This window comes from Clostridium sp. OS1-26, from assembly GCF_030915445.1.
In the GTDB taxonomy this organism is placed as follows: Bacteria; Bacillota; Clostridia; order Clostridiales; family Clostridiaceae; genus Clostridium_AM.
The window spans coordinates 5816742-5841014 of record NZ_CP133264.1; the positions used below are offsets into that span (position 1 = coordinate 5816742).

Below are 24273 nucleotides of genomic sequence, written 5' to 3' on the forward strand. Positions count from 1 at the left end.
CTCCTAATTGTTATTCAATGTTTTGAATTTGTTCTCTAATTTTTTCTATCTCATTTTTTATATTTAAAACAGAGTTAGTTATTTCTAAATCATTTGCCTTTGAACCAATAGTGTTGGTTTCTCTGTTCATTTCTTGTAATATAAAATCAAGTTTTCTTCCTATAGGTTCATCTAAATTAAAAGTCTCTCTTAGTTGTACTAAATGACTATTTAGTCTAACAATTTCTTCATCAATACATGCCTTATCACCAAATATAGCAACTTCCATAGCTATTCTGTTTTCATCCACTTGATAATCTTGAAGCAATTCCTTTAGTCTCCCATTAAGTTTTTCCTTATATTCAGATACTACAAAGGGAGACCTTTTCTCTATTTTATCCAAAGATTGTTTAATATAGTCACACTTTGATAGTATATCTTTTTTAAGTTTCAACCCTTCTTTTTCTCTCATTTCTACTAATAAACCTATAGCTTCTTTAAGAGGATTAGAAAGAGTTTCCCATATACTTTCCATATCTTCTTCTTCCTGCTTTAATATTACTACATCTGGGAATTTAGCAATAAGAGATATAGATAGTCCTTCCTTTATATCATACTTATCTTTTATTTTTTTTAAGCACTCAACATAACTGTCAGCTAAATTTTCATCAAGAACTGCTTTTACACCAATCTTTTCCTGTTTGTTTTGAGTAATAAAAACATCAACTTTTCCTCTGCTTATTTTCTCTAAAACTGTTTTTCTAATTTTATCTTCAAAGGATAGAAAGCTTTTAGGCATTTTTATATTTAAATCACAATATCTATGATTTACGCTTTTTATTTCTACTATAAAGCTTCGCCCATCTTGTTCCACACTTCCCCTTCCAAAGCCGGTCATACTTTTTATCATTATATTTCATCCTTCCGTCTTTCCTTGCTAATTCATACTAATTATACATAAATATTTATAATAATTGCAAGACAAATTTACATTTCATCAAATTTCATATATATTATTATCAAATTTAGCAAAGTATGTAGTTTAACTCCCCTATTTATTAAAAAAGATTATATCACAAAATGTTTACCATATATACTTATATATTATACAATCCCTTTTCAAAAATTTCTTTAATCTCTTTCTTATTGCTTGTCATTCCTAAAGCAAGCATTAACTTAATTCTAGCCTTTTGGCCTGGAAGATTATCTCCAAATATTACTCCAAGATTTCTTAATTCTTTTCCTCCACCAGTATATCCATAAGTGTCTAAAACTCTTCCTTCAAAACATCTTGAAACTAATACCACCATTATTCCTTTATTCAAAGCCCTTTTAATTCCATCTACCATCTTAGGTGGTATATTACCTCTTCCCATTCCTTCAATTACAATACCTTTATCTTCCTGATCAATGCAAAAATCTATAAATCTTGAGTCCATTCCTGAAACACACTTTATAAGACTGACATTAGTTTCAGCTATATCAGTATCTATGTGATGTCTTGTTAAATTATCTCTATAAAAAATAACCTGATTGTTATCCACTATTCCTAAAGGTCCAAAACCTGGGCTTTTAAAAGCGCTCAAACTCATAGAATTAGCCTTTGTTACCTCTGAGGCTGAATTCAGCTCTCCATTCATACATACTAAGACTCCTTTTCCTCGAGCTTCTTCTGAAATCGCAGTACATATTGATGCTGATAGATTTGCTGGACCATCATATCCAAGCTCTGAACTACTTCTCATAGCACCTGTAACTACAACTGGTTTATCATTTTGTATTGTTAAATCTAGAAGATACGCAGTTTCCTCTAATGAATCTGTACCATGGGTTACTACTACACCATCTATATCTTCTCTATCTAATAAATCCTTTACATATTTTGATAATTTCATCATATCATTAGGAGTTACAAATGGACTTGGTACATTAGAAAAATTATATGACTCTATATATGCATATTTTTCAATACCTGTTACCATAGCAACTATCTCTTCCCCACTAAGGCTTGGTACTGCTGCTTGAACTCTCGGATCTACCTTCATTGATATCGTCCCACCATTAAAAACTATAGCAACTCTTTTCATGAAAAATTCCTCCTTTTAGTCGGAACACTGAGTAGTTTAATCTACTCGCTTCCGCTCGCAAACTACTCGTTAAAGTCCATTTAGGACTTTAACCTCCTTAAAATCTCTTACCTTTCTATTATAATCTAATGGTGATCATTTTTCATGATTTTTATTATAATTTATCAATTTTGTTTAGATTTACTCGATTAATTGATATAATATTAATTCTGCAATATTAATTTTCTTATAAATAGAAAATACATAAAAATTTTTTAATAAAATGGATATTATATAGTATGCATTTTGGTCATATTGTTACCTTATATAGGGTTTCAAACATAATGAACTAACATCTATAAAGCCTATGAACTTTAAAGTTCACAGGCTTTATAGATTATATCTAAATTATAATATAATACAGATTAATCCTCCATTACCTTCGTTGATTATCTTTTGAAGAGTTCTCTGTATTTTTACCTGTACATCCTCAGGCATCTTGTATAACTTATTTTGCAACCCTTCTTTAACAAGTATTTCCAAAGACTTACCAAACATGTTACTCTGCCATATCTTAGAAGGGTCGTTTTCAAACTGTTCTAATAGAGACTTAACCATCTCTTCACTTTCTCTTTCCGTTCCCATTATAGGTGAAACTTCTGTCTCTATATCTGCCCTTATAAAATGAAGAGAAGGAGCACTAGCTTTTAATTTTATACCTGTTCTATTTCCTTGCTTCACTATTTCAGGCTCTTCTAGCTTCATTTCAGTAAGCTGAGGTGCTACTAAACCGTATCCAGTTTCTCTTACATCCCTTAAAGCTTCTGCTACTTTATCGTATTCAACCTTTGCCCTATGCATTTGTTTAACTGCCTCAAGTAAATCGCTTTCTCCACCTAGTTCACTTCCACAAACTTCACTTAATATTCTATAGAACATATCTTCTTTTGGTCTTAAATTTATCCTTGCAGTCCCTTCTCCCATATTAATTTCCTTAATATTAGATATTCCTAAAAATTCAACATCAGCAAATCCTTCTAATGATTTACCTATATCTCTAACTTTAAATATGTTTTTACACATATCTTTTACTAAATCTATAAAGTCTATCTTTAGCCAGTGTGCCGCTTCTAATTTTTCTATCCACTCAGGCATATCAATATTTATTTCTTTTATAGGGAATTCTTTAAGTACTCTTTGGAACACATTAGTTATATCATCCTCTTTCATATTAAGTACGTCCATCGTTTGAACAGGAACATCATATTTTTCCTCAAGTTCTCTTTTTAGGTCCATAGTTTCTGGATTATGAGGCTGTCCAGAGTTTAACACTATTATAAAAGGCTTATTTATTGCTTTTAACTCATTTACAACTCTTTCTTCGGCCTCCACGTATTCATCTCTACCTATGTCAGTAATTGAACCATCTGTAGTTACTACTAAACCTATTGTTGAATGTTCATTTATAACCTTCTTTGTCCCAATTTCTGCCGCTTCTTCAAAAGGTATTTCATAGTCATACCAAGGTGTAGTTACCATTTTAGCATTTTCACCTTCCATATAACCTAATGCATCTTTAACAATGTAACCTACACAATCTACCATTCTTACCTTAAACTTAGTATTCTCATTCAGACTTATTTCTATAGCTTCATTAGGTACAAATTTAGGCTCTGTTGTATGAATAGTTTTCCCTGATGCACTTTGTGGTAGCTCATCTTTTGCTCTTTGTTTCTTATAGTTATTTTCAATATTAGGTATTACCATTAACTCCATAAATCTCTTTATAAAGGTAGATTTACCTGTCCTTACAGGACCTACCACGCCAACATAAATGTCACCTTGAGTTCTTTCTGCAATATCTTTGTATATATCAAAGTTCTCCAAAATATTCCCCCCAGTAATCTAATATTAACAGTATATATATATTTGATATTGACAGACAATATTACTAAAATGAAATAAAAAATTAAAAGAACCTTTGCTAGCACTCTTAGAGTGGCTAATCAAAGATTCTTTATCATTAGTATACTTCATATTTTTTATCTCTTGTCATAAGCTCATGTACTTCATATTTGGGGTCCTTACCTTCAAATAATACTTTATACAAAGCATCAGTAATAGGCATTGAAACTTTCAGCTTTTCTTTTAACTCATAAAAAGCTTTACAAGCTTTTATACCTTCTACCACCATTCCAATTTCTTCTGTAGCCTCCATAGCGGTGGCCCCTCTACCAATTAATATTCCTGCTCTCCTATTTCTACTATGCATACTAGTGCAAGTAACAATTAAGTCTCCCATACCAGTAAGTCCGGCAAAGGTCTCTTTCTTGCCACCGAGTTTTGTCCCTATTCTTATTATTTCACTCATTCCTCTTGTCATAAGAGCAGCCTTCGTGTTGTCTCCATATCCAATACCATCTGATACTCCAGCAGCAAGAGCAATAATATTTTTAACTGCCCCTCCTATTTCTACTCCTGTTATGTCTTCGTTAGCATAAATTCTGAATTTATTTGTCATAAATAAATCCTGAACTTTTTCCGCATATTCCATATTCTCTGAAGTTACTACAACAGTAGTTGGTATATCCTGCGCAACTTCTTCTGCATGACTTGGACCTGACAGTATAACTATAGGGTTTTTAGGCAATTCTTCCTTAATAACTTGCGAAAGTCTTTCTTCACTTTCTTCTTCTATTCCTTTGGCTATGTTTACTATTACCTGATTGTTTGTTATAAAATTCTTAGCCTGTCTGCACACCTGCCTTATGGCATGTGATGGAACAGACAGCACAATGTAATCGCTGTCTGCAATGGCATCACTCATATTTTCAAGAGCCTCTACTCCAAAAGGAATTACTGTACCGTGTAAATATTTTATATTTTCTCTTTTTACGTTAATATCGTTTATCACTTCTTTTTTTCTATCCCAAATTTTAACCTGAATTCCTTTCTTAGCGAGCATCACAGCCAATGCCGTTCCAAAGCTCCCCCCGCCTAAAAAAGTAACTCCTGAACCCATAACTATTCCTTCCTTTCTCTAAACTCCAACTTTATACCTGTTCCTGTAAACTCAAAATTTTGTCTTAATTGATTTTCTAAATATCTTTCATAAGAAAAATGAATACAAGATTGATCATTTACAAAGAACACAAAAGTAGGTGGTTTTACGCCAGTCTGAGTCAAATAATAAATTTTAAGTCTTTTAGTTCCCATAATCGGTGGTTCTTTCATCATTACCGCTTTGCTTATTACATCATTTAACACACCTGTTTTTATTCTTTTTGTGTAGCTTTCATAACATTCTTTAACAGTTTCAAGCACCTTATGTACTCTCTGACCTGTAAGTGCAGATATAAATAAATATGTTGCATAAGGCATAAAAGATAGATTTGTTTTAATCATATTTTTAAATTCGTTCATTGTATTAGTATCTTTTTCTACAAGATCCCATTTGTTCACAATTACCATTATAGCCTTACTCATCTCATGTGCATATCCGATAATTTTCTCATCCTGCTCAGTTATGCCTTGTGTAGCATCAAGCATTAAAATACATACATCTGCTCTTTCAATAGCTGTATAAGTTCTTATAACACTATATCTTTCTATTTCTTCTTTAACCTTGCTTTTTCTTCTAAGACCAGCTGTATCTACAAGTATAAACTTTCCTTCTTCTGTTTCTAGGTAACTATCAATAGCATCTCTAGTAGTACCAGGGATATCACTTACAATAACTCTTTCTTCTCCTAAAAGTTTATTTATAAGTGAGGATTTCCCAACATTAGGCTTTCCTACAAAAGCTATTCTTACATATTCATCTTCTTCCTCTTCTAGTGAAGCCTCATCAAAATTCTCAACTACTCTATCCAACATATCACCAAGCCCTAATCCTTGTGATGCAGATATGGTTATTGGTTCTCCTATTCCAAGATTATAAAATTCATATGCATTATCTTCTTCTTTTAGACTATCTACTTTATTTACAACAAGAACTATTGGCTTTTTACTTTTTCTCAGCATCTGTGCTACTTCTCTATCTGCCGCTGTAAGCCCTTCTTTACCATCTACTATAAAAACTATTACATCTGCAGTTTCTATAGCTATTTGTGCTTGCCTGCGCATTTGCGATATTATGATATCGCTACTTTCTGGCTCTATACCACCAGTATCGATAATTGTAAAGCTATGTCTAAGCCATTCTGCTTGAGCATATACTCTATCCCTTGTTACCCCCGGAGTATCTTCTACTATAGATATTCTATGACCTGCCAATTTATTAAATAATGTAGATTTTCCTACATTAGGCCTTCCTACTATTGCTACTATTGGTTTTCCCATTTTTTATACCTCCTCATGGTGTTTATTTATTATACTTATTAAATCTTCTCCAGTATAATCACATACTAGTATTTCTCTATTTAAAGCTTTTCCTAAACCTTCAACAGTAATGTCATCTAAAAATATTTTTTCTGTATCTGCGGCTAATTCATATCCTTTTCTCAGCATGCAATCTGGAATTATAATATGTTTTCCTATCTCTTTATTTTTCAACTGTTCAATTATATCACTACCTGTTATAAGTCCTGCCACAGTTATAGTTTCACCAAAAAAATTATTAATTATCTTTATAACATCTATTTTTATCTTAGAATTAGATTTCATTATAATGTCTGCAGCATTTACAATTTCATTGTAGGCAAGTTCTCCTGTTACCATTGTAAATGATCCTTTTATGTTTTCTTTTAAATCTGAAACAGAATCTTCAATATTGTTTCTAAAAAGTCTTATTACTCCTACACCATCTTCTAGCTGCTTAAAACCATTATAAAACTCCTTAGGTGGAATCTCTCTTTGCGCTACAACATAAAACTCATCAGACATTCTTACAAAAGGGCTTTCTATTTCTTTTATATATTTTTGCTGCAGTTTTGCTACTATATCTAATTGCCTTTCAGCGGTTTCTTTAGTATATAAATCTAACTTATGCAGTCCCTCTCTAAATTTGGTTACACCAACAGGTACTACAGCTAAATTTTCTACACTCGGATATAATTTATATAAATCTTCAATAGTTTTTTCTAATTCAATTCCGTCATTTATTCCTGGACATAAAACTATCTGGCAATTTATTTCTATACCTGCATTGGTCATTCTCTTTAGTCTGTCATATACATTGCCAGCAAATCTATTATTAAGCATCTTAATTCTAAGTTCTGGATTAGTAGTGTGAACCGAAACATTTATAGGGCTTATTCTATATTTTATTATCCTATCAATATCATCTTCACTCATATTAGTCAGAGTTACAAAATTTCCTTGAAGAAATGCAAGTCTTGAATCATCATCTTTAAAATAAAGTGTCTCCCTCATACCTTTAGGCAGCTGGTCAATAAAACAGAAAATACATTTATTATGACAGCTCTGTGGCTTATCTAATATAGCATCTTTAAATTGTACACCTAAATCTTCATCATATTCTTTTTCTATTTCAAGTTCCCAAATTTCTCCATTTTTCTTCTGTATTTCAACAGTAACATATTCATCACAAATTAAATATTTATAATCAATAATATCTTTAACTGGCTCACCATTGATACTTATCAAACAGTCTCCAATTTCTATTTCCATCTCTTCAGCAATACTCTCCGGCTTTATTACTGCAATTTCATTTTTCATATATTCAACCCCTTTAATAATAAGCAGTAACCAGTGGACAAATTTTAGCTGTTAATTGTCGACTGATGTTATATTACATTTAGTAATATTACCTTAATATGCTTATTTAGTCAATGCATAATAAAAAACCCTTCTAAGAAACAGAAGAGTTTTTGTTACAAATTATATTAAATTTAAAATAAGAAAAGTTCCACCTGCTACTAAGCCTGATATTGGTATAGTGAGAACCCATGCCGTTACAATTTCTTTAGCAACAGCCCATCTTACCGCTGAAAGTCTTTTCGATGCACCAACTCCCATTATTGAACCAGTAATTATGTGAGTTGTACTTACTGGCGCATTAAACATTGTTGCACTAAAAATTACTGCTGATGCTCCCATTTCCGCTGTAAATCCATTAACTGGAGCAATCTTAGCCATCCTTGATCCCATTGTTTTAATTATCTTCTTTCCGCCAAGGCTTGTCCCTAATGCCATAGCCAAAGCGCAAGAAAACTTAACCCAAGTCGGTACAGCAAATTCAGGTATCATTCCAGCACTAACAAGTGCCATTGTAATAATCCCCATGGACTTTTGAGCATCATTGCCTCCATGATTTAGAGCTATAGTCATAGCTGAAAGTATTTGAGCCTTTGAGAAAATTTTTGAAACCGTAGCCGGTCTTGTACCTCTTAGCATAAAATTTATAATGTTCATAAGTATAAAACCTATAAAGAAACCTATTAATGGTGATAATATAAGCCACAATATAACCTTTATAAATAAGCTACTCCAGTCAACAACAGCAATTGAATGATTTGCTACTATAGCTGCGCCAACTAATCCTCCAATAAGTGCATGTGAGGAGCTACTTGGAATCCCAAAATACCATGTTATTAAGTTCCATATTATTGCTCCGAGTAGAGCTGCTATTATAAGCTTCAAAGTTATATGATCAGCATGTACAATTCCACTTCCTATAGTTTTAGCAACCTTTGTCTGAAAAATAAATGCTCCAACAAAATTCATTGCTGCAGACATGATTACAGCTTGCTTTAATGTCAACACTCTAGTTGATACAGAACATGCTATAGCGTTAGCACTGTCGTGAAAACCATTAATAAAGTCAAAAGCCAATGCTACTACAACTATAACAGCAGTTACAATAATAGTACTACTAAGCATTTTTCATTACTACTCCTTCTACAACATTAGCCACATCTTCACATGCATCTAATGTATCTTCAAGATACTGGTAGATTTCTCTCCATTTAATTATTTCAATAACTTCAGTATTACTTCTAAATAAATCCATAATTGCTTTTCTTGATACTCTGTCGCCTTCTTCTTCTATTCTATTAATTTCTATGATGTTATTACGCAATTTCTTACTAGTTTTCATGTTTTTAAGTTCTTCCATTAAATTTATTAACTCTTCACAACTACTTACTATCATTCTACTTAACATCTCTGCTTCTTCTGTGCAGTTATTTACATTAAGCATTACGAATCTGCTAGCTGTAGCTTCTATGAGGTCAATAACGTCATCCATGTCTTTTGCTATAAGGTAGATATCTTCTCTATCAAAAGGCGTTATGAATGTCTTATTTAACTGTTCAAGTATTTCATGCTGTTTTTTGTCTCCTTCATGCTCAATTTCTTTGAGCTTCTTATGATTTTCTTCTGAATTATCTAGATCTTTTATAAATTCCACTAGCATATTAGAAGCTCTCTGCGCAATTTTTGCAATCTCGATAAAATAATCATAGAATTTGTCTTCTTTTGGAGTTAAGCTGAACATTTTATCCCTCCTAATGTTGAAACTATATATTCGACCTTATAAAGTATAACATAAAATTAACTAAAGTAAAATATGAAATTAACATTTATTAATAATGTAAACGTTATATATTACAAGATATAATAAAACATTTTATGTTATAACATTATTTTTCATATTATTACACAAAATATATACAATATTTACTTAATTATTACTTTTTTATGATAAATACATTATTGTTCTGCATAATTATTAAAAAATAAAAGAGCCAGTTAATTTAGACTGGCTCTTAATTACCTATTCGTTAAGATCTTTTTGTTCTCCTGTTACTAAATATATAGTCCATTCGCATATATTTGTTGCATGGTCTGCCACTCTTTCTAAGTACTTACATACAAATAAAAGTTGAGTTATCTGATTAACATTTTTTAAATCTTTTGACGCTATAGTTAAAAGCTCATTAAAAATATGCTTATATAGCCCATCTATTTCATCATCCATTTTACACGCTTCGTATGCAGCATTTACATCAGCTGCAACATATGAATCCAAAGATTTTCTTATCATAGAATTAACCATGACCGCCATTTTCGGTATATCTATTAACTCTTTAATGTACTTTTCATTTTTTAATCTTATAGTTATCTTTGCTATATCTACAGCATAGTCTGCCATTCTTTCAAGATCTGTAACTAATTTAGTAGTAGTAAATATAGTTCTTAAATCTCTTGCAAGAGGTTGTTCCTTAGCTGTCAATTTAATACACTTATCCTCAATTTCCCTGTTAAGTTTATCTACCAAATCATCATTTTTTATAATTTGCTCTGCTAGCAGTTCATCTTGCTTTACCAAAGCTTCCATACACTGATATATTTGTTTTTCTACTATACTTCCCATTCTAAGCAAATCGTTATGCAGCCCTTCTAGTGCAAAATCGAACCCTGTCCTTGTCATAAAATCACCCCTTTTATTCAATATTATATATATTATGCTATATTTTAGAACATTTAACTAGTACTTTTTATTCGATGTCTACTACCGCCATCTGAACTAAGAATCCTGTTTATCCAAATCTTCCTGTTATATAGTCTTCCGTTCTCTTATCCTTAGGTTTATAAAAAATATTTTCAGTTCTTCCATTTTCTACAATTTCACCATTTAAGAAAAATGCTGTATAGTCTGATATTCTACCTGCCTGCTGCATATTATGTGTAACAATTATTATAGTATACTTTTTCTTTAACTCATCCATTAATTCTTCTACTTTTAAAGTAGATATAGGATCCAGTGCAGAAGTTGGCTCATCCATAAGAAGTACTTCCGGTTCTACAGCAAGAGTTCTCGCTATGCATAATCTCTGCTGTTGCCCACCGGAAAGACCTAATGCACTCCTATTTAGTCTATCTTTCACTTCATCCCAAAGAGCAGAACCTTTTAAACTACCTTCTACTAATTCATCCAGCTTACTTTTATCCTTTACTCCGTGAATTCTAGGTCCATATGCTATGTTGTCGTATATTGACATTGGAAATGGGTTAGGCTTTTGAAATACCATTCCAACTCTTTTTCTTAATTCTATAACATCAGCGTCTTTATATATGTCTTTACCTTCAAATAAAACTTCCCCTTCTATTTTTACAGATTCAATTAGGTCGTTCATTCTATTTAATGTTCTTAAAAATGTGGATTTTCCACACCCTGATGGTCCTATTAAAGCTGTAACAGCATTTTTTTCTATATCCAAATTAATCTTTTTTAAAGCTTGAGTATTTCCATAATACAAGTCAAGATTATTAGTTTGCATTATACCCATATAATTTCCTCCTTATTTCTTACCTGCATAAGATTGATGTATTTTCTTACCAATTATTCTAGCAGATACGTTAAATAATAATACCATTATAATTAGAACTGCCGAGGCTCTGTTTGCTATTTGAGCAGCATCTGGTACCATACCTTCTGAATTCAATTTCCATATATAAACCGCTAAAGTTTCCGCTGGTCTCATAAGACTAAATGGAGATGTCTTTTCAATTAAACTAAAATTGCTAAAATGAAGTATTGGCGCACTCATTCCCGCTGTATAAAGCAATGCTGCTGCTTCACCAAATATTCTTCCAGCTGCAAGTATTATTCCTGTTAAAATCTGTGGTATAGCTGAAGGAAGAATAACTCTTGATATAGTCTGCCACTGTGTTGCACCAAGTCCCAAACTTGCTTCTTTAACTGGCTTTCCCGCTTCTCTTATTGCGTTTTCACTAACCCTTGTAAGTGCTGGTAGATTTAACACTGTTATAGCAAGTGCACCTGAAAGCAATGTAAATCCCCAGTGAGTTATATTAACAAACACCAAGAGACCAAATAGCCCAACTACTATAGAAGGAAGAGATGCCATAGTTTCAATACACAATCTTACAAAGTTAAGTATGAATCCCTCTTTGGCATACTCCGCTAAGTATATACCTGCTCCAACGCCCAAAGGCACTGTTATAACTAAAGATACAATTAACATATAAAAAGAGTTAAATAGCTGAGGACCAATACCTCCACCAGATTCTCCTATCTTTGGATTTCCAAATAGAAAGGATGGCTTGAGGCAATCCCCACCTTTAAATAATATATATCCAATTAAGGCTACTAAAAGCATTACAACTAATATTGATATGCCATATAAAACGGTTGTCCATAGCCTATCTTTTAATTTTGCATCCATTATCTACTTTCACCTCTTTTTCCAATGGCTCTTATTACTAATATAAATACAAAGGATATAATTAGAAGTAAAAATGCAAGAGACCATAATGCATCATTCCATGCAGTTCCTCCTACCGTATTTCCCATATCCATAGTAAGAATACTTGTTAAAGTAGCTGTAGGACTTAATAAGTTCTTTGCAAATTTTATAGAGTTACCTATAACCATTTGCACAGCCAAAGCCTCTCCAAATGCTCTTGCCAGTCCTAAAACTACACCTGTTAAGATTCCGTTTTTAGCTGCTGGCACTATTACCTTACTTATTGTTTGCCATCTTGTAGCTCCTAATCCGTAAGAAGCTTCTAAATAACTTTTAGGTATAGTTTTTACTGCATCAGAAGATATGCTAGCTATAGTTGGAAGAATCATAATACTTAAAACTAAAATACCTGCTATTAAGCTGAAACCTATTCCACCAAAGCCTTTTTTTATAAAAGGTAACAATACACTAAATCCAATCCAACCATATACAACTGATGGAATTCCAACGAATAATTCAAGTGCAGGCTGCAGTACCTTCTCTCCCACTCTTGGAGATATATAATTCATAAATACAGCTAATGCAATACCTATCGGAGCGCTTATAATTACAGCACCTATAGAAACAAAAGCAGATCCTGTAATAAATATAAGAGCACCAAGTTTAGGAGTATCCCCTTCCGGATTCCACTCTGAGCCAAGCAAAAAGTTTGTTAATGAATATCCATGCTTAGTAAAGGTGTTTAACCCTTTTGATGCTACAAAAATAATTATACTAATAGTTAAAGCTACTATTAGTAAACCACAAAATAAAGCAAACCCTCTTCCTATATATTCACTTTTTAATTTTTGCCATAATGTCCTTTCCTTCATATTACCAACCTCTACTATTAATATTTTTTAAAATAACAGCTTAATAGATTTATCTATATTAAAATCTTTCAGCTTTTATGCAAAGCTAAGCCATTTAAATATTTAGGCTAGCTTATCTCTTAACTTTGCATAAAAGTTGAATTTATATATACTATCTATATTTTCTCTTTGAGTTACAGTTTAAAAAGCTGGCCGCTTTAGCAGCCAGCTACTAAACTACTTTGTTTTAATATCACTTGCTGGAATGTATCCTAATTTCTCAATTAAAGGTTTATTTTCTTCACTTGTCATATATTCAATAAATGCTTTTGATAAATCTTTAGCTTCGCCTTTAGTATACATATGTTCATAAGACCAGAATGGATATTTTCCTGATGTTATGTTATCTTTGTTTGCTTCTATACCTTCTATCTTAACTAGCTTTATGTTTTTCTTAACTTCATCTGTTAAATATGATAGTGCTAAATAGCTTATAGATCCTTTTGTAGATTCGATTGACTTTTCAACACTACCATTTGAATCTTGAGTTATTCCTAAACTGTCTTTTTCATCTTTTCCGCCCATTACTGTACCCTTAAATGTTGCTCTAGTCCCTGATGAGCCAGGTCTGTGTATTAGGTTTATTGCCTCATCATCTCCACCAACCTGTTTCCAATTAGTAATTTCACCAGTAAATATTTTCTGTATTTGATCCTTTGTTAAGCTATCTACCTTTACATCATTATTAACAACTACTGCAAATCCTATTGCACACACTTTATGATCAACTAATTCCTTCGCTTTATCCTTATCTAGTTTTGTTTCTGCTGCTATATCAGAATTACCTATATCTGCTGTTCCTTCCGAAACTAATTTTAATCCAGTACCACTTCCGCCACCTTGAACATTAATTGTTGCGCCTGAGTTCTTCTCTGTGAATTTTTTTCCAGCTTGCTCAGCTAATGGTTGAAGTGCTGTTGAACCCGCAAGAGTTATAGAACCTGATGCTGTTTTGCTACTTTCTGGCTTAGCTGCTTCCTGCTTGGATCCACATCCAACAAAAGCTCCTGCTACAACTGTTATCGCCATAGCAGCTATAATGGCTTTTAAACTTCTTTTTTTCATTATAATAAACCCTCCTCGAAATTTTGTGCACTGTTTTGTACATGTACTATAATATACCCTTAAAGTTAACCTATTATTATGCACAGGTTAAGTAAAGTTAACAATTTATAATTTATATTTGTGTACATCTTAATATAAAAAGACCTTTGAAAACACTATTTCCAAAGGTCTTTTTACAAATATTCAATCAACATTTACGTTGTTAAACTTAACATTAACTTAACATAAGGTATATTCAATAAAATAATAGGCTAAGTATACTAATGTACTGGAGCAGTTATTTCTTAAAGATTCCTTAGACTTAGCATATTAAGTTTCCTTATGAACTTTACAAGGAATTTTAACAACAAACTTACTTCCTTTACCAACTTCACTTTCTACTTCGATTATACCATTAAAAGCCATTACTATATGTTTGACTATGGCCAATCCTAAGCCAGTTCCCCCTTGAGCTCTAGATCTAGCTTTATCTACTCTGTAGAATCTCTCAAACAATCTTTCAATATGTTTTTTAGGTATTCCTACTCCTGTATCCTCAACCCATATGACACATTCTTTATTCTCATACTTTGTTCCAACCTTCACTGTACCATTACAATCTGTATACTTTATTGCATTATCTACTAAGTTAATAATCATCTGCTTAAATCTATCACTATTGCCTAATAAACTAGGAACATCTTCCATTGCAGTTAGTACTCTAATATTCTTCTTATCTGCAGTATTCTTCATTAAGTAGTAAACATCTTTAACAATTTCATTTACCTTAATTTCTTCTACTTTTTCATCTATTTCGTTTTCTATGTTAGATAAAGTTAAAATATCATTAATTAGCCTTGTCAATCTATCTGCCTCATCATTTATTATATTCAAGAAATTTTCCTTATTTACTGGATCATCCACATATTTTAATGTTTCAGCGAAGCCTTTTATAGAAGTAAGCGGAGTTTTAAGCTCATGTGAAACATTTGTAACAAACTGAGATCGCATATTTTCAAGCCTCTTAATATCAGTAATATCATTAACTACCGCCACTGTACCTATTTTTTCTTTACCTCTTATAAGATCTGCTGTTCTAACCCTCAATTCCCTTTCTTTTGGCCATAATATTTTTAATTCTCTACAATCATCATTGATATTATTAAATATATCTTCAAACTCAAAATCTCTTATATTATCCATAAGCTTTTCGCCTATAATGTCCCTATTTATGCCAAATATTCTTTTAGCATAAGGATTTATCATAATAACATTGCTATTTTTATCTATAGCAATGACTCCACTATCCATACTTCGTAGTATAGCTTCCAGCTTGTTTTGCTTATCTAGAGAATCTTTTATTGTCTCTTGCAGCTTATCCGCCATATTATTAAAGGTTTTTCCTAACTGCCCAATTTCATTATTAGAATATATATTTACCCTTCTATATAGTTCTCCCTGGGCTATTCTAGAAGTTGTAAATTCCAAATTTCTTATAGGTTTTGCAATAGATTGAGATAATTTAGAGGCAAACATTATTGAAAGAATAATAGAAAGAATAATAACTGCCAAATAATACTTTGAATATTTACTTTCAATTCCTCTAATTGCCTGTATAGTTACAGAACTTCTTACTACATAACCATCTCCGAATACAGTTGCAAAATATACTGTATCCTGTCCTAGTGTGAAGCTATGTCTTACACTATACCCCTCTCCGTATTTCCTTGCATCTTGAACCTCTTTTCTGCTATTGTGATTATCCATATCTTCTGGATTTGCAATTGAATCACTTAACACTTTTCCGTTTTTATCTATAAAAGTTTCCCTAACAGCTTCATTCTTAAAATTTTCTTTAAAAAATGCCTGCTTGTTTGGTATATTTTCATTTTTTAAAACATTTATTATTATGTCATTATTAGCCTTCAAAATTTGCTTAATATTTTCCTTGTATTGGTAATTTTCAATAAATATAAATAGTGTAGTAATAATAAGCATACCAAAAACCAAAGTAGCCAGCATAGATAACATTAATTTCTTTTTCATTTATACCACCAATCAATCTCCTGTATTAAACCTATAACCAATTCCTCGAATAGTTTCAATATATTTAGGACTTTTATCATCTTCCTCTATTTTCTGTCTCAAATGTCTTATATGCACATCTACAGTTCTAGTTTCTCCAATGTACTCATATCCCCAAATTTTATCTAATAAAAAATCTCTTGTCATAACTCTTCCTTTATTCTTTATTAATATTTCAAGCAGCTCAAACTCCTTTAAAGTTAAATCTATTTTTTCTGCATCTTTTGTGACTTCATGCTTTTCAAAATCTATATTTACTTTTCCAAAATTATAAGAGTTATCTATAGGTTTTATATTTGTTCTTCTTAAAATGGCCTTCACTCTTGCTAAAAGCTCCCTTATGGAAAAGGGTTTTGTTATATAGTCATCAGCTCCAAGCTCTAATCCTAGAACTTTATCAAATTCCTCACCCTTAGCAGTTATCATTATTATTGGTGTAGTTGAAATATTAGTATCTTTTCTTATCTCCTTGCAAACATCGTACCCATCCATGCCTGGGAGCATTAAATCAAGAAGAATCAACTGTAAGTTTTCCTCCTTTGCTATTCTTAGCCCCTCTAAACCATTATCTGCACAAATAGTTTTATATCCATTATTCTCTAAGTTAAACTTAATCAATTCTCTTATATGTTCTTCATCATCAACAATGAGTATTTTTTCTTCCGCCATAACTTAACCTCCTACAAACTTACATAATTGTGTTTTAAAGTTTACTTTAATAACACAAAAGAAAACATTCTTCCACCATTTTTATTTTTTCTATATGAGTGCATTACAGGATCCTCACTACAAAAAGTACAAATATTTATATCATGAACGTTACTCTTTATTACCCCTTTTAATTCTAACTGATATTTTATACAATCTATCATACTTAAATTTCTTCCTCTAAACAAATCTATGTTTTTATATGTTTCACAGTTCTTAAATTTAGAAACAACTTCTTCTCCAACTTCATAGCAACATTGTCGGTTATGAGGACCAATAGCTGCTATAATATCCGCACCTTTAGTTCCAAACTTTTCTTCCATTTTCTCTATAGCTTTCAGTAAAATACATTCAAAGGTTCCCTTCCATCCACTATGAACTGCAGCTATTGCTTTATTTTTTTTATCATATAATAAAATTGGAACACAATCTGCTGTAAAAACACCTATTGCTATATGCTTTAAATCTGTAACTAGCGCATCTGCCTCATAAGTGTTTTCATCATAAACTATAACAGAATCTCCATGTACTTGATCTGCAAATCCAACCTTCTCTACATTAAACCAACTTTTAATATTTTCTAAGTTTTTTTTGCCTCTTTCCGTACCTTTATTGAAATCCAGATTATTTTCAGCTGTTGAAAATATCATTTCAGCTTCCTCTAAAGATATTTTTATAAATTTATAATTTTCAATCAAAAACTCCTCCATTATAATCCTCCCTAAAATCTCTTTAACAATTTTTAATTATATTTTAACATTCTTTATTATTATTGCCACAAAAACTATTAACTTTTAACTATATTAACTTATATTTAACAGAATAATTAATCAAGATTTTTTTAACCTAGTTTGCTTTTAAGGGTTCCTCCAACGTATTATGACGCAAAATAGGCTATCAAACTGGCTAATTGTTTTTTTGAAGATGCCTCAAATAAATAAATAAATAAATAAATAAATAAATAAATAAATGATATGCAATTATTGCATATCATTTATTTATTTTGAATTAAGTTCTTTATTTCTTCCATAAAAGTATTTATATCCTTGAACTGCCTATATACCGAAGCGAATCTTACATAAGCCACTTCATCTAGCTTTTTTAGATTTTCCATTATCAGTTCGCCAATATACTCCGAGCTTACCTCGGTAAACATTTTATTATTAATCTTTTTCTCTATTTCGTCTGCTATGTTCTCTATTTGTTGTCTTGATACTGGCCTTTTCTGGCAAGCCTTTATAAGGCCGTTAATTATTTTAGTCCTATCAAAATATTCTCTATTCATATTTTTCTTTATTACTAATATTGGAATGTTCTCAACCTTTTCATAAGTTGTATATCTCTTGCTGCAACTTAAACATTCTCTACGTCTTCTTGTAGACATATCATCTTCAGTAGACCTAGAATCAACAACTTTACTTTCTCCATAGCCACAGTAAGGGCACCTCAATTTTCTTCACGTCCTTCTAGTTTATTATAGTTATTATTATGCTTATGTAATATCTATATATAATCATTATACACTTTTTTATATAAAATTCTACTATGTTTTTCTATTCTCTTAGTATATACTCTCCTCCATCAACTAGCACAACATCTACTCCTATTTTTTTTACATTCTGCCATGGAATTTCGATATCATCATTTTTCCCAAACCAAGATGCTCTATGCGATGGTAATATAATAGATATTATCTTGCTCTCATCACAATCTATTTTTAAATCTTTTATAAAGCCTAACTTTGCACCAGTATTAATATCTATGATTTCCATGGATCTTAAATTTCCTAGAGAATGTAGTGACTTTTCATCCTGCATATTTATATCCTCCATTATTCTTTTATTATTAAATATATGAACATTCCCTATTATTCAGTACCAAAACAAAAAAATAAAGCCGAGAATATGACTAAACCATATTCTCAGCTCATAATCAATAATTATAAATAAGTAAAATAATTGCTCAATTTATACATATTTTCTCATATGTCTTAGTGCAGTTTTTTCTAGTCTAGAAACCTGCGCTTGTGATATTCCTATTTCATCAGCTACTTCCATTTGAGTTCTTCCATCGAAAAATCTTAGATTAAGTATAAGCTTTTCTCTATCATTTAATTTTTTCATTGCTTCCTTAATAGCTATGTTTTCTAACCAGCTATCGTCTAAGTTTTTATTGTCACTTATTTGATCCATTACATAAATTGCATCTCCTCCATCATGATATATCGGTTCAAAAAGTGACACTGGATCTTGAATAGCGTCTAGGGCAAAGACTACCTCCTCTCTTGGTACTTTCAACTCCTTAGCTATTTGTGATATGGTAGGCTCCTTATTATTTTCTCCTATTAATTTATCTCTTATTTGTAAAGCTCTATAAGCAATATCTCTCAAGGATCTGCTTACTCTTATCGAATTATTGTCTCTCAAATATCTTCTTATTTCACCAATGATCATAGGAACAGCATAAGTGGAAAATTTAACATTTTGATTTAAATCAAAATTATCTATTGCCTTAATTAAACCAATACATCCTACTTGAAATAAATCATCAACATTTTCCCCTCTGTTATTAAATCTTTGAATTACACTTAATACTAGTCTTAAATTCCCTTTAATAAACTTTTCTCTTGATTCGTTATCTCCGTCCTTCATTTTGTATAATAGCTTTCTCATCTCAACTTCTTTCAAAACTGGTAGTTTTGCTGTGTTTACACCGCAAATTTCAACTTTATTAATTATCATAAAGTTATCAGCCCCTTTAGAATATTCGCATTTTAATTATTTACTAAGAAGCTGAATTTTATACTAAAGACAACCTTATAACATTTTATTTATTTCTTTCTTTAATCTTTTTATTATTCTTTTTTCTAATCTAGAAATATAAGATTGAGAAATACCAAGCATATCTGCTACTTCCTTTTGAGTCTTCTCACCTTGTCCATTTAATCCAAATCTTAAATTTACTATTTCTTTTTCTCTATCGCTTAATTTTTTCATTGCTACCATCAAAAGTTGCTTGTCTACCTCATCTTCTATTAAGTTATATACAACATCATTATCAGTCCCTAAAATATCAGATAAAAGTAGCTCATTTCCATCCCAATCAATATTTAAAGGTTCATAGAAAGAAATTTCTGCCTTAACCTTGCTGTTTCTTCTCAAATACATAAGTATTTCATTTTCAATACATCTTGATGCATATGTAGCTAATTTTATTTTTTTATCTGGATCAAAAGTATTAACTGCTTTTATAAGTCCTATTGTTCCTACTGATACTAAATCTTCAACATTCACCCCTGTATTTTCGAACTTTCTTGCAATATAAACTACTAACCTTAAATTTCTCTCTATAAGTATAGAACGTACACTTTCATCCCCATTTACAAGTCTTGCAACTAAATCATCTTCTTCTTTCTTGCTAAGAGGTGGAGGAAGGACATCATTCCCCCCTATATAGTATACATTTTTTACAAACAGCTTAAATTTTGCAAGTATTCTATTTAATAATATTTTTAATTTTATCATAAATACCCTCCAAACTAATTAATTAACCTTACATAATAACCCCTCTAGATAAAAGTGCTTGATAATCATTAATATCACTTAGGTGCCCTTCACAAAAAGCAACTATAACTTCTTTATCTATGGAATTTTTCCCCTCACTTATCTTTACACATTCTGGCTTAAACCCTTGAAGACTTCCACCTTGTCCATTTACAACTTTATAAGGAATATAAAATCTATCGTAAGCACTTAAATTTACATCATAAAATATTGATTTTTCAACTATAATTACAGGCAGGTTAGTAGCTGGTTCTCTTAACTCATTACCAGTATCTAAAAAAGCTTTAACATTTTTCTTTGAATCCTTTAATATAATATCAACACTATAAATTAATATACTTAGATTTTTTCTATCTTTAATGTAAACTATTATCCTTTCAATTAGCATATATATTATCATTAGAGAAACCATAAGTTTTTTATAGGAAAAATTTATAATAGCTGAATACCAGATATTATATCCTTGATTAAATTGGATAAAAACACATATGCCCGCAAGAAGCATAGAGTATAAAATAAAAATAGCTAACGCTTTTAAGTTAAATAGAACATTTATTTTTCTAAAGGTAACAAGTATTATTATCATTGCAACGACAATTTTAAATGGAACCGTGGAGAATACCCTTAATTTAGGATAAAGCAAAGTCATTACATACATACTACCAATTGTTGCTGCAAATAGCATGTATCTAAATTTTACTTTTATTCTTACTGTGCGAGCTGTTACATGAAGTAAAAATAAATTTACTATTAAATTTTCAAAAAGCAAGACATCTAAATATACAACCAAAAACCCCTTTCACCTCCACCATTCCTTTGTAATTATTTATTTTTATTATATAACTATTTATTTCAAAATTTTGTCATTTTATAATAAAAAAACATTTTTTTATTTTCCATAATGCGTCAACTTATTTTCGTTTATGTCTTTATGAATCTTATAATTTATAAAATTTTTTTAATCAATAAGCAGAGATCTAAAATCTTAAGTAGATATCCCAAATCTTATGCAGGCATCCAAAATCTATGATTTTGAGATGATCGCTTACACAGAGTGCTGATTTTGAGATGATCCCTTACTAAGTGAGTACTTCTGCGAAATAAAGAGAATGAGTTTCCTTAATAATTAAAAAACCGCTTATAGCATCATAGCTATAAGCGGTTTTTTGCATCTTTAATATTATTTTCTTTGTCTTCTCAAAAATGCTGGTATTTCTAAATTATTTTCATCATAATTTTTATATTCTACTGTTGCAGCTGCTTCATCTTTATTATGTCCATATGTAACTGGTTGAGATTGAGGTTGTGGTTGAGCTACATGAGGCTTTGCAACCGGTTCATTTTTATGCTGAATTCTTTCAGTTTCAAAACCAGTAGCAATTACAGTGATTCTTAGTTCATCTTTAATATTTTCATCTATAACTGCACCGAATATGATATTTGCATCAGGGTCTGCAGCTTCTTGTACTATCTCTGCAGCTTCGTTTATCTCTAAAAGCCCTAAATCTGATCCACCAGTTATGTTTAAGAGAACTCCTGTTGCTCCTACTATTGAAGTCTCCAATAATGGACTGGATATAGCCTGTTTAGCAGCTTCCTGAGCTCTGTTATCTCCGGTACCTCTTCCTACACCCATATGTGCAAGACCTTTGTCGATCATTATAGTTCTAACATCGGCAAAGTCAAGATTAACAAGACCTGGTATTGTTATTAAGTCTGATATACCTTGAACACCCTGTCTTAAAACATCGTCAGCATATTTAAATGATTCCATTAATGTTGTTTTCTTATCAACTATGCTTAATAATCTTTCATTTGGAATAGTTACTAGTGTGTCCACTCTATCTTTTAAATTCTTTATTCCCATTTCCGCATGCAACATTCTTTTTCTGCCTTCGAAAGGAAAAGGCTTAGTTACTACACCAACTGTTAATATGCCCATTGATTTAGCTATTTCTGCGATTACAGGAGCTGCACCAGTACCAGTTCCTCCTCCCATTCCTGCAGTAATAAATACCATGTCTGCACCTTTTATTGCCTGAGAAATTTCGTCTTTACTTTCATCAGCAGCTTTTTGTCCAATTTCTGGATTAGCTCCTGCACCTAGTCCCTTAGTAAGCTTATCTCCAATCTGTATTTTTTGTGATGCTTGTGAAAGCATTAAAGCTTGCTTATCTGTGTTTACAGATATAAACTCCACATTCTTTAATCCTTCTTTTATCATTCTGTTAACAGCATTATTTCCGCCGCCACCGCAGCCTATAACCTTTATATTAGCAAACTGTTGAACATCAACATCAAAATCTAGCACAATACTACCTCCTTATTTAGAAAAAATCTGTAAAAAACTCTTTTATTTTTGATACAAATCCACTATTATTATCTTTTTTGTCTCTTTCTTCGGTCCATTCCCTGTTACTATTTTCACTTTCTTTTTTCACCTCAGTCATAAACCCTTTATCTTTTATAGAATCTGCAACATCTTTGACTATTCCAACTGCAGATGCATATAACGGGCTGGCTGCTCCAATGTATTCAGGTGTTCCTACCTTAATGGATTTTTCTAATATATGCTTACTAAAGCCTTCTATTCCCTTAATTAAGGCTAGTCCACCTCCAACTAATACTATTCCAGAAATTTTTTCGTAGAGATCGCTGCATTTAACCTTTTGATCTACAAGGTAAAGTATTTCCTCTATTCTAGCTTCTATTATTTGTTTTAGCATAAAATAATCTACATGTACTTTGCCATTATAATCAACATTAACCTCTATCGGTGAGTCACAACTAATTGATTCTTCTCCAACGCTTCCATATCTAATTTTTAATTTTTCAGCTTCTGAGAAAGGTAGTTTTAAGCATAAAGCGATATCATTAGTTATTGTGTTACCACCTAATGGTATTGTGTCTATGCTGGCTAAATTACTACCTTCATAGATATAAATATCAGTAGACTCTGCGCCTACATCAACAAGTGCAATTCCTCTTTGAATCTCCTCTTCTTTTAGTACAACTTGAGATATTGCTAAAGGTTGAAGTACTATGCCTAAAACCTTAATCTCAGCTTTACTTATACTTTTGAAAAGATTGTTAACCACAGTACTTTGGGCTAAAACAATTTGAGCATCTACCTCTAACCTTAATCCGCTCATTCCAACTGGATCTTTTATCTTATCATACCCATCTATTATATACTGCTCTGGTATTACACCTACGATTTCTTTATCGGACGGAATTGTAATTATTTTAGATGCTTTTAGAACTCTTTTTATATCGCTCTCTTTTATTTCTCTGTCCTCTGAAGCTACAGCTACCACGCCCTTATTCCACACTAATTCACAGATTCCTCCTGGGAGGCTTATATAAGCTCCTGTGATCTTAGTGTCAACCATTCTTTCCAGCGAGTCAATACACTGTTTTATTGATTCAGAAGTTTTATCTATATCAACAACAATTCCTTTTTTTACCCCATTACAATTTGCCGATGTTATTCCCATTATTTGCATTCTGCCATACTTATCTACTTTCCCGGCAGCGGCACATATTTTTGATGATCCGACGTCTATTCCAATTATATATTCATTCATTAAGCCTCTTTCCCCCCTTGTTAGAGAACCATCAAAGTATATATTCAACAGAAAATTTATTTTTCCTCTTATATTTTATCATATTTTAATAAAATCTCAAATATAGTTAAATATCTGCTTTTTTATTCTATAAAATCAAAAAGGAAGGATTTATT

23 protein-coding genes are annotated in these 24273 nt (G+C 31.4%); all 23 read right to left on the reverse strand.

Annotated features, from left to right (window positions below; genetic code table 11):
• Positions 1-10: 10 nt before the first annotated feature.
• The 23 genes from RCG18_RS28615 to ftsA all read right to left on the reverse strand — a co-directional run bounded on the left by RCG18_RS28615 (position 11) and on the right by ftsA (position 24118).
• Positions 11-889 (reverse strand): YicC/YloC family endoribonuclease, encoded by an 879-nt coding sequence (locus tag RCG18_RS28615; protein ID WP_308039359.1) that lies wholly within the window; start codon positions 887-889, stop codon positions 11-13.
• A 187-nt stretch (positions 890-1076) separates the two neighbouring features.
• Positions 1077-2066 (reverse strand): asparaginase, encoded by a 990-nt coding sequence (locus RCG18_RS28620; protein WP_308039361.1) that lies wholly within the window; start codon positions 2064-2066, stop codon positions 1077-1079.
• A gap of 387 nt (positions 2067-2453) precedes the next feature.
• Positions 2454-3932 (reverse strand): stage IV sporulation protein A, encoded by a 1479-nt coding sequence (gene spoIVA / locus RCG18_RS28625; RefSeq protein ID WP_308039362.1) that lies wholly within the window; start codon positions 3930-3932, stop codon positions 2454-2456.
• 136 nt (positions 3933-4068) lie between these two features.
• Positions 4069-5067 (reverse strand): NAD(P)H-dependent glycerol-3-phosphate dehydrogenase, encoded by a 999-nt coding sequence (locus tag RCG18_RS28630; protein WP_308039363.1) that lies wholly within the window; start codon positions 5065-5067, stop codon positions 4069-4071.
• Positions 5068-5069: 2 nt separating this feature from the next.
• On the reverse strand, positions 5070-6386 hold the full coding sequence (gene der, locus RCG18_RS28635; RefSeq protein WP_308039364.1) for a ribosome biogenesis GTPase Der: 1317 nt from the start codon (positions 6384-6386) through the stop codon (positions 5070-5072).
• A gap of 3 nt (positions 6387-6389) precedes the next feature.
• Positions 6390-7724, reverse strand: a complete 1335-nt coding sequence (locus RCG18_RS28640; protein WP_308039365.1) for a DUF512 domain-containing protein — start codon at positions 7722-7724, stop codon at positions 6390-6392.
• A gap of 162 nt (positions 7725-7886) precedes the next feature.
• Positions 7887-8888: an inorganic phosphate transporter gene (locus RCG18_RS28645; RefSeq protein WP_308039366.1), complete on the reverse strand. Its 1002-nt coding sequence runs from the start codon at positions 8886-8888 to the stop codon at positions 7887-7889.
• Entirely contained in the window at positions 8881-9504 is a 624-nt protein-coding gene (locus RCG18_RS28650; RefSeq protein WP_308039367.1) for a DUF47 family protein, read from the reverse strand. The genes RCG18_RS28645 and RCG18_RS28650 overlap by 8 nt, the downstream gene beginning before the upstream one ends.
• A 279-nt stretch (positions 9505-9783) precedes the next feature.
• The gene (phoU, locus tag RCG18_RS28655) at positions 9784-10440 is read right to left on the reverse strand and encodes a phosphate signaling complex protein PhoU (protein WP_308039368.1); all 657 of its coding nucleotides are present in this window, start codon (positions 10438-10440) and stop codon (positions 9784-9786) included.
• 109 nt (positions 10441-10549) lie between these two features.
• Positions 10550-11299, reverse strand: coding sequence for a phosphate ABC transporter ATP-binding protein PstB (gene pstB, locus RCG18_RS28660; protein ID WP_308039369.1), 750 nt, complete (start codon positions 11297-11299; stop codon positions 10550-10552).
• Positions 11300-11311: 12 nt separating this feature from the next.
• Complete coding sequence (pstA, locus tag RCG18_RS28665) at positions 11312-12199, reverse strand: phosphate ABC transporter permease PstA (protein WP_308039370.1); 888 nt, start codon at positions 12197-12199, stop codon at positions 11312-11314.
• Positions 12199-13092, reverse strand: a complete 894-nt coding sequence (gene pstC, locus RCG18_RS28670) for a phosphate ABC transporter permease subunit PstC (RefSeq protein WP_308039371.1) — start codon at positions 13090-13092, stop codon at positions 12199-12201. Before pstC ends, pstA begins: the two co-directional genes overlap by 1 nt.
• 216 nt (positions 13093-13308) lie before the next feature.
• A complete protein-coding gene (locus RCG18_RS28675) occupies positions 13309-14196 on the reverse strand; it encodes a phosphate ABC transporter substrate-binding protein PstS family protein (protein WP_308039372.1) in 888 nt (295 codons plus the stop codon).
• 309 nt (positions 14197-14505) lie between these two features.
• Positions 14506-16221: a two-component system histidine kinase PnpS gene (gene pnpS / locus RCG18_RS28680; protein WP_308039373.1), complete on the reverse strand. Its 1716-nt coding sequence runs from the start codon at positions 16219-16221 to the stop codon at positions 14506-14508.
• 12 nt (positions 16222-16233) lie between these two features.
• The gene (locus RCG18_RS28685) at positions 16234-16929 is read right to left on the reverse strand and encodes a response regulator transcription factor (RefSeq protein ID WP_308039374.1); all 696 of its coding nucleotides are present in this window, start codon (positions 16927-16929) and stop codon (positions 16234-16236) included.
• 41 nt (positions 16930-16970) lie between these two features.
• The gene (pgeF, locus tag RCG18_RS28690) at positions 16971-17678 is read right to left on the reverse strand and encodes a peptidoglycan editing factor PgeF (RefSeq protein WP_308039375.1); all 708 of its coding nucleotides are present in this window, start codon (positions 17676-17678) and stop codon (positions 16971-16973) included.
• A 284-nt stretch (positions 17679-17962) separates the two neighbouring features.
• Positions 17963-18418 carry a transcriptional regulator NrdR gene (gene nrdR, locus RCG18_RS28695; protein ID WP_178907933.1) on the reverse strand — a complete coding sequence of 152 codons (456 nt, stop codon included), beginning with the start codon at positions 18416-18418 and terminating at the stop codon, positions 17963-17965.
• Positions 18419-18521: 103 nt separating this feature from the next.
• On the reverse strand, positions 18522-18785 hold the full coding sequence (locus RCG18_RS28700; protein WP_178907932.1) for a YlmC/YmxH family sporulation protein: 264 nt from the start codon (positions 18783-18785) through the stop codon (positions 18522-18524).
• 150 nt (positions 18786-18935) lie between these two features.
• Positions 18936-19709, reverse strand: a complete 774-nt coding sequence (gene sigG / locus RCG18_RS28705) for an RNA polymerase sporulation sigma factor SigG (protein ID WP_308039376.1) — start codon at positions 19707-19709, stop codon at positions 18936-18938.
• Between the two features lie 75 nt (positions 19710-19784).
• Positions 19785-20492, reverse strand: a complete 708-nt coding sequence (gene sigE, locus RCG18_RS28710) for an RNA polymerase sporulation sigma factor SigE (RefSeq protein ID WP_178907930.1) — start codon at positions 20490-20492, stop codon at positions 19785-19787.
• A 28-nt stretch (positions 20493-20520) separates the two neighbouring features.
• Positions 20521-21321 carry a sigma-E processing peptidase SpoIIGA gene (gene spoIIGA / locus RCG18_RS28715; protein ID WP_308039377.1) on the reverse strand — a complete coding sequence of 267 codons (801 nt, stop codon included), beginning with the start codon at positions 21319-21321 and terminating at the stop codon, positions 20521-20523.
• 390 nt (positions 21322-21711) lie between these two features.
• Positions 21712-22842 carry a cell division protein FtsZ gene (gene ftsZ / locus RCG18_RS28720; RefSeq protein WP_308039378.1) on the reverse strand — a complete coding sequence of 377 codons (1131 nt, stop codon included), beginning with the start codon at positions 22840-22842 and terminating at the stop codon, positions 21712-21714.
• Between the two features lie 16 nt (positions 22843-22858).
• Complete coding sequence (gene ftsA, locus RCG18_RS28725) at positions 22859-24118, reverse strand: cell division protein FtsA (RefSeq protein ID WP_308039379.1); 1260 nt, start codon at positions 24116-24118, stop codon at positions 22859-22861.
• Between the last annotated feature and the right edge of the window lie 155 nt (positions 24119-24273).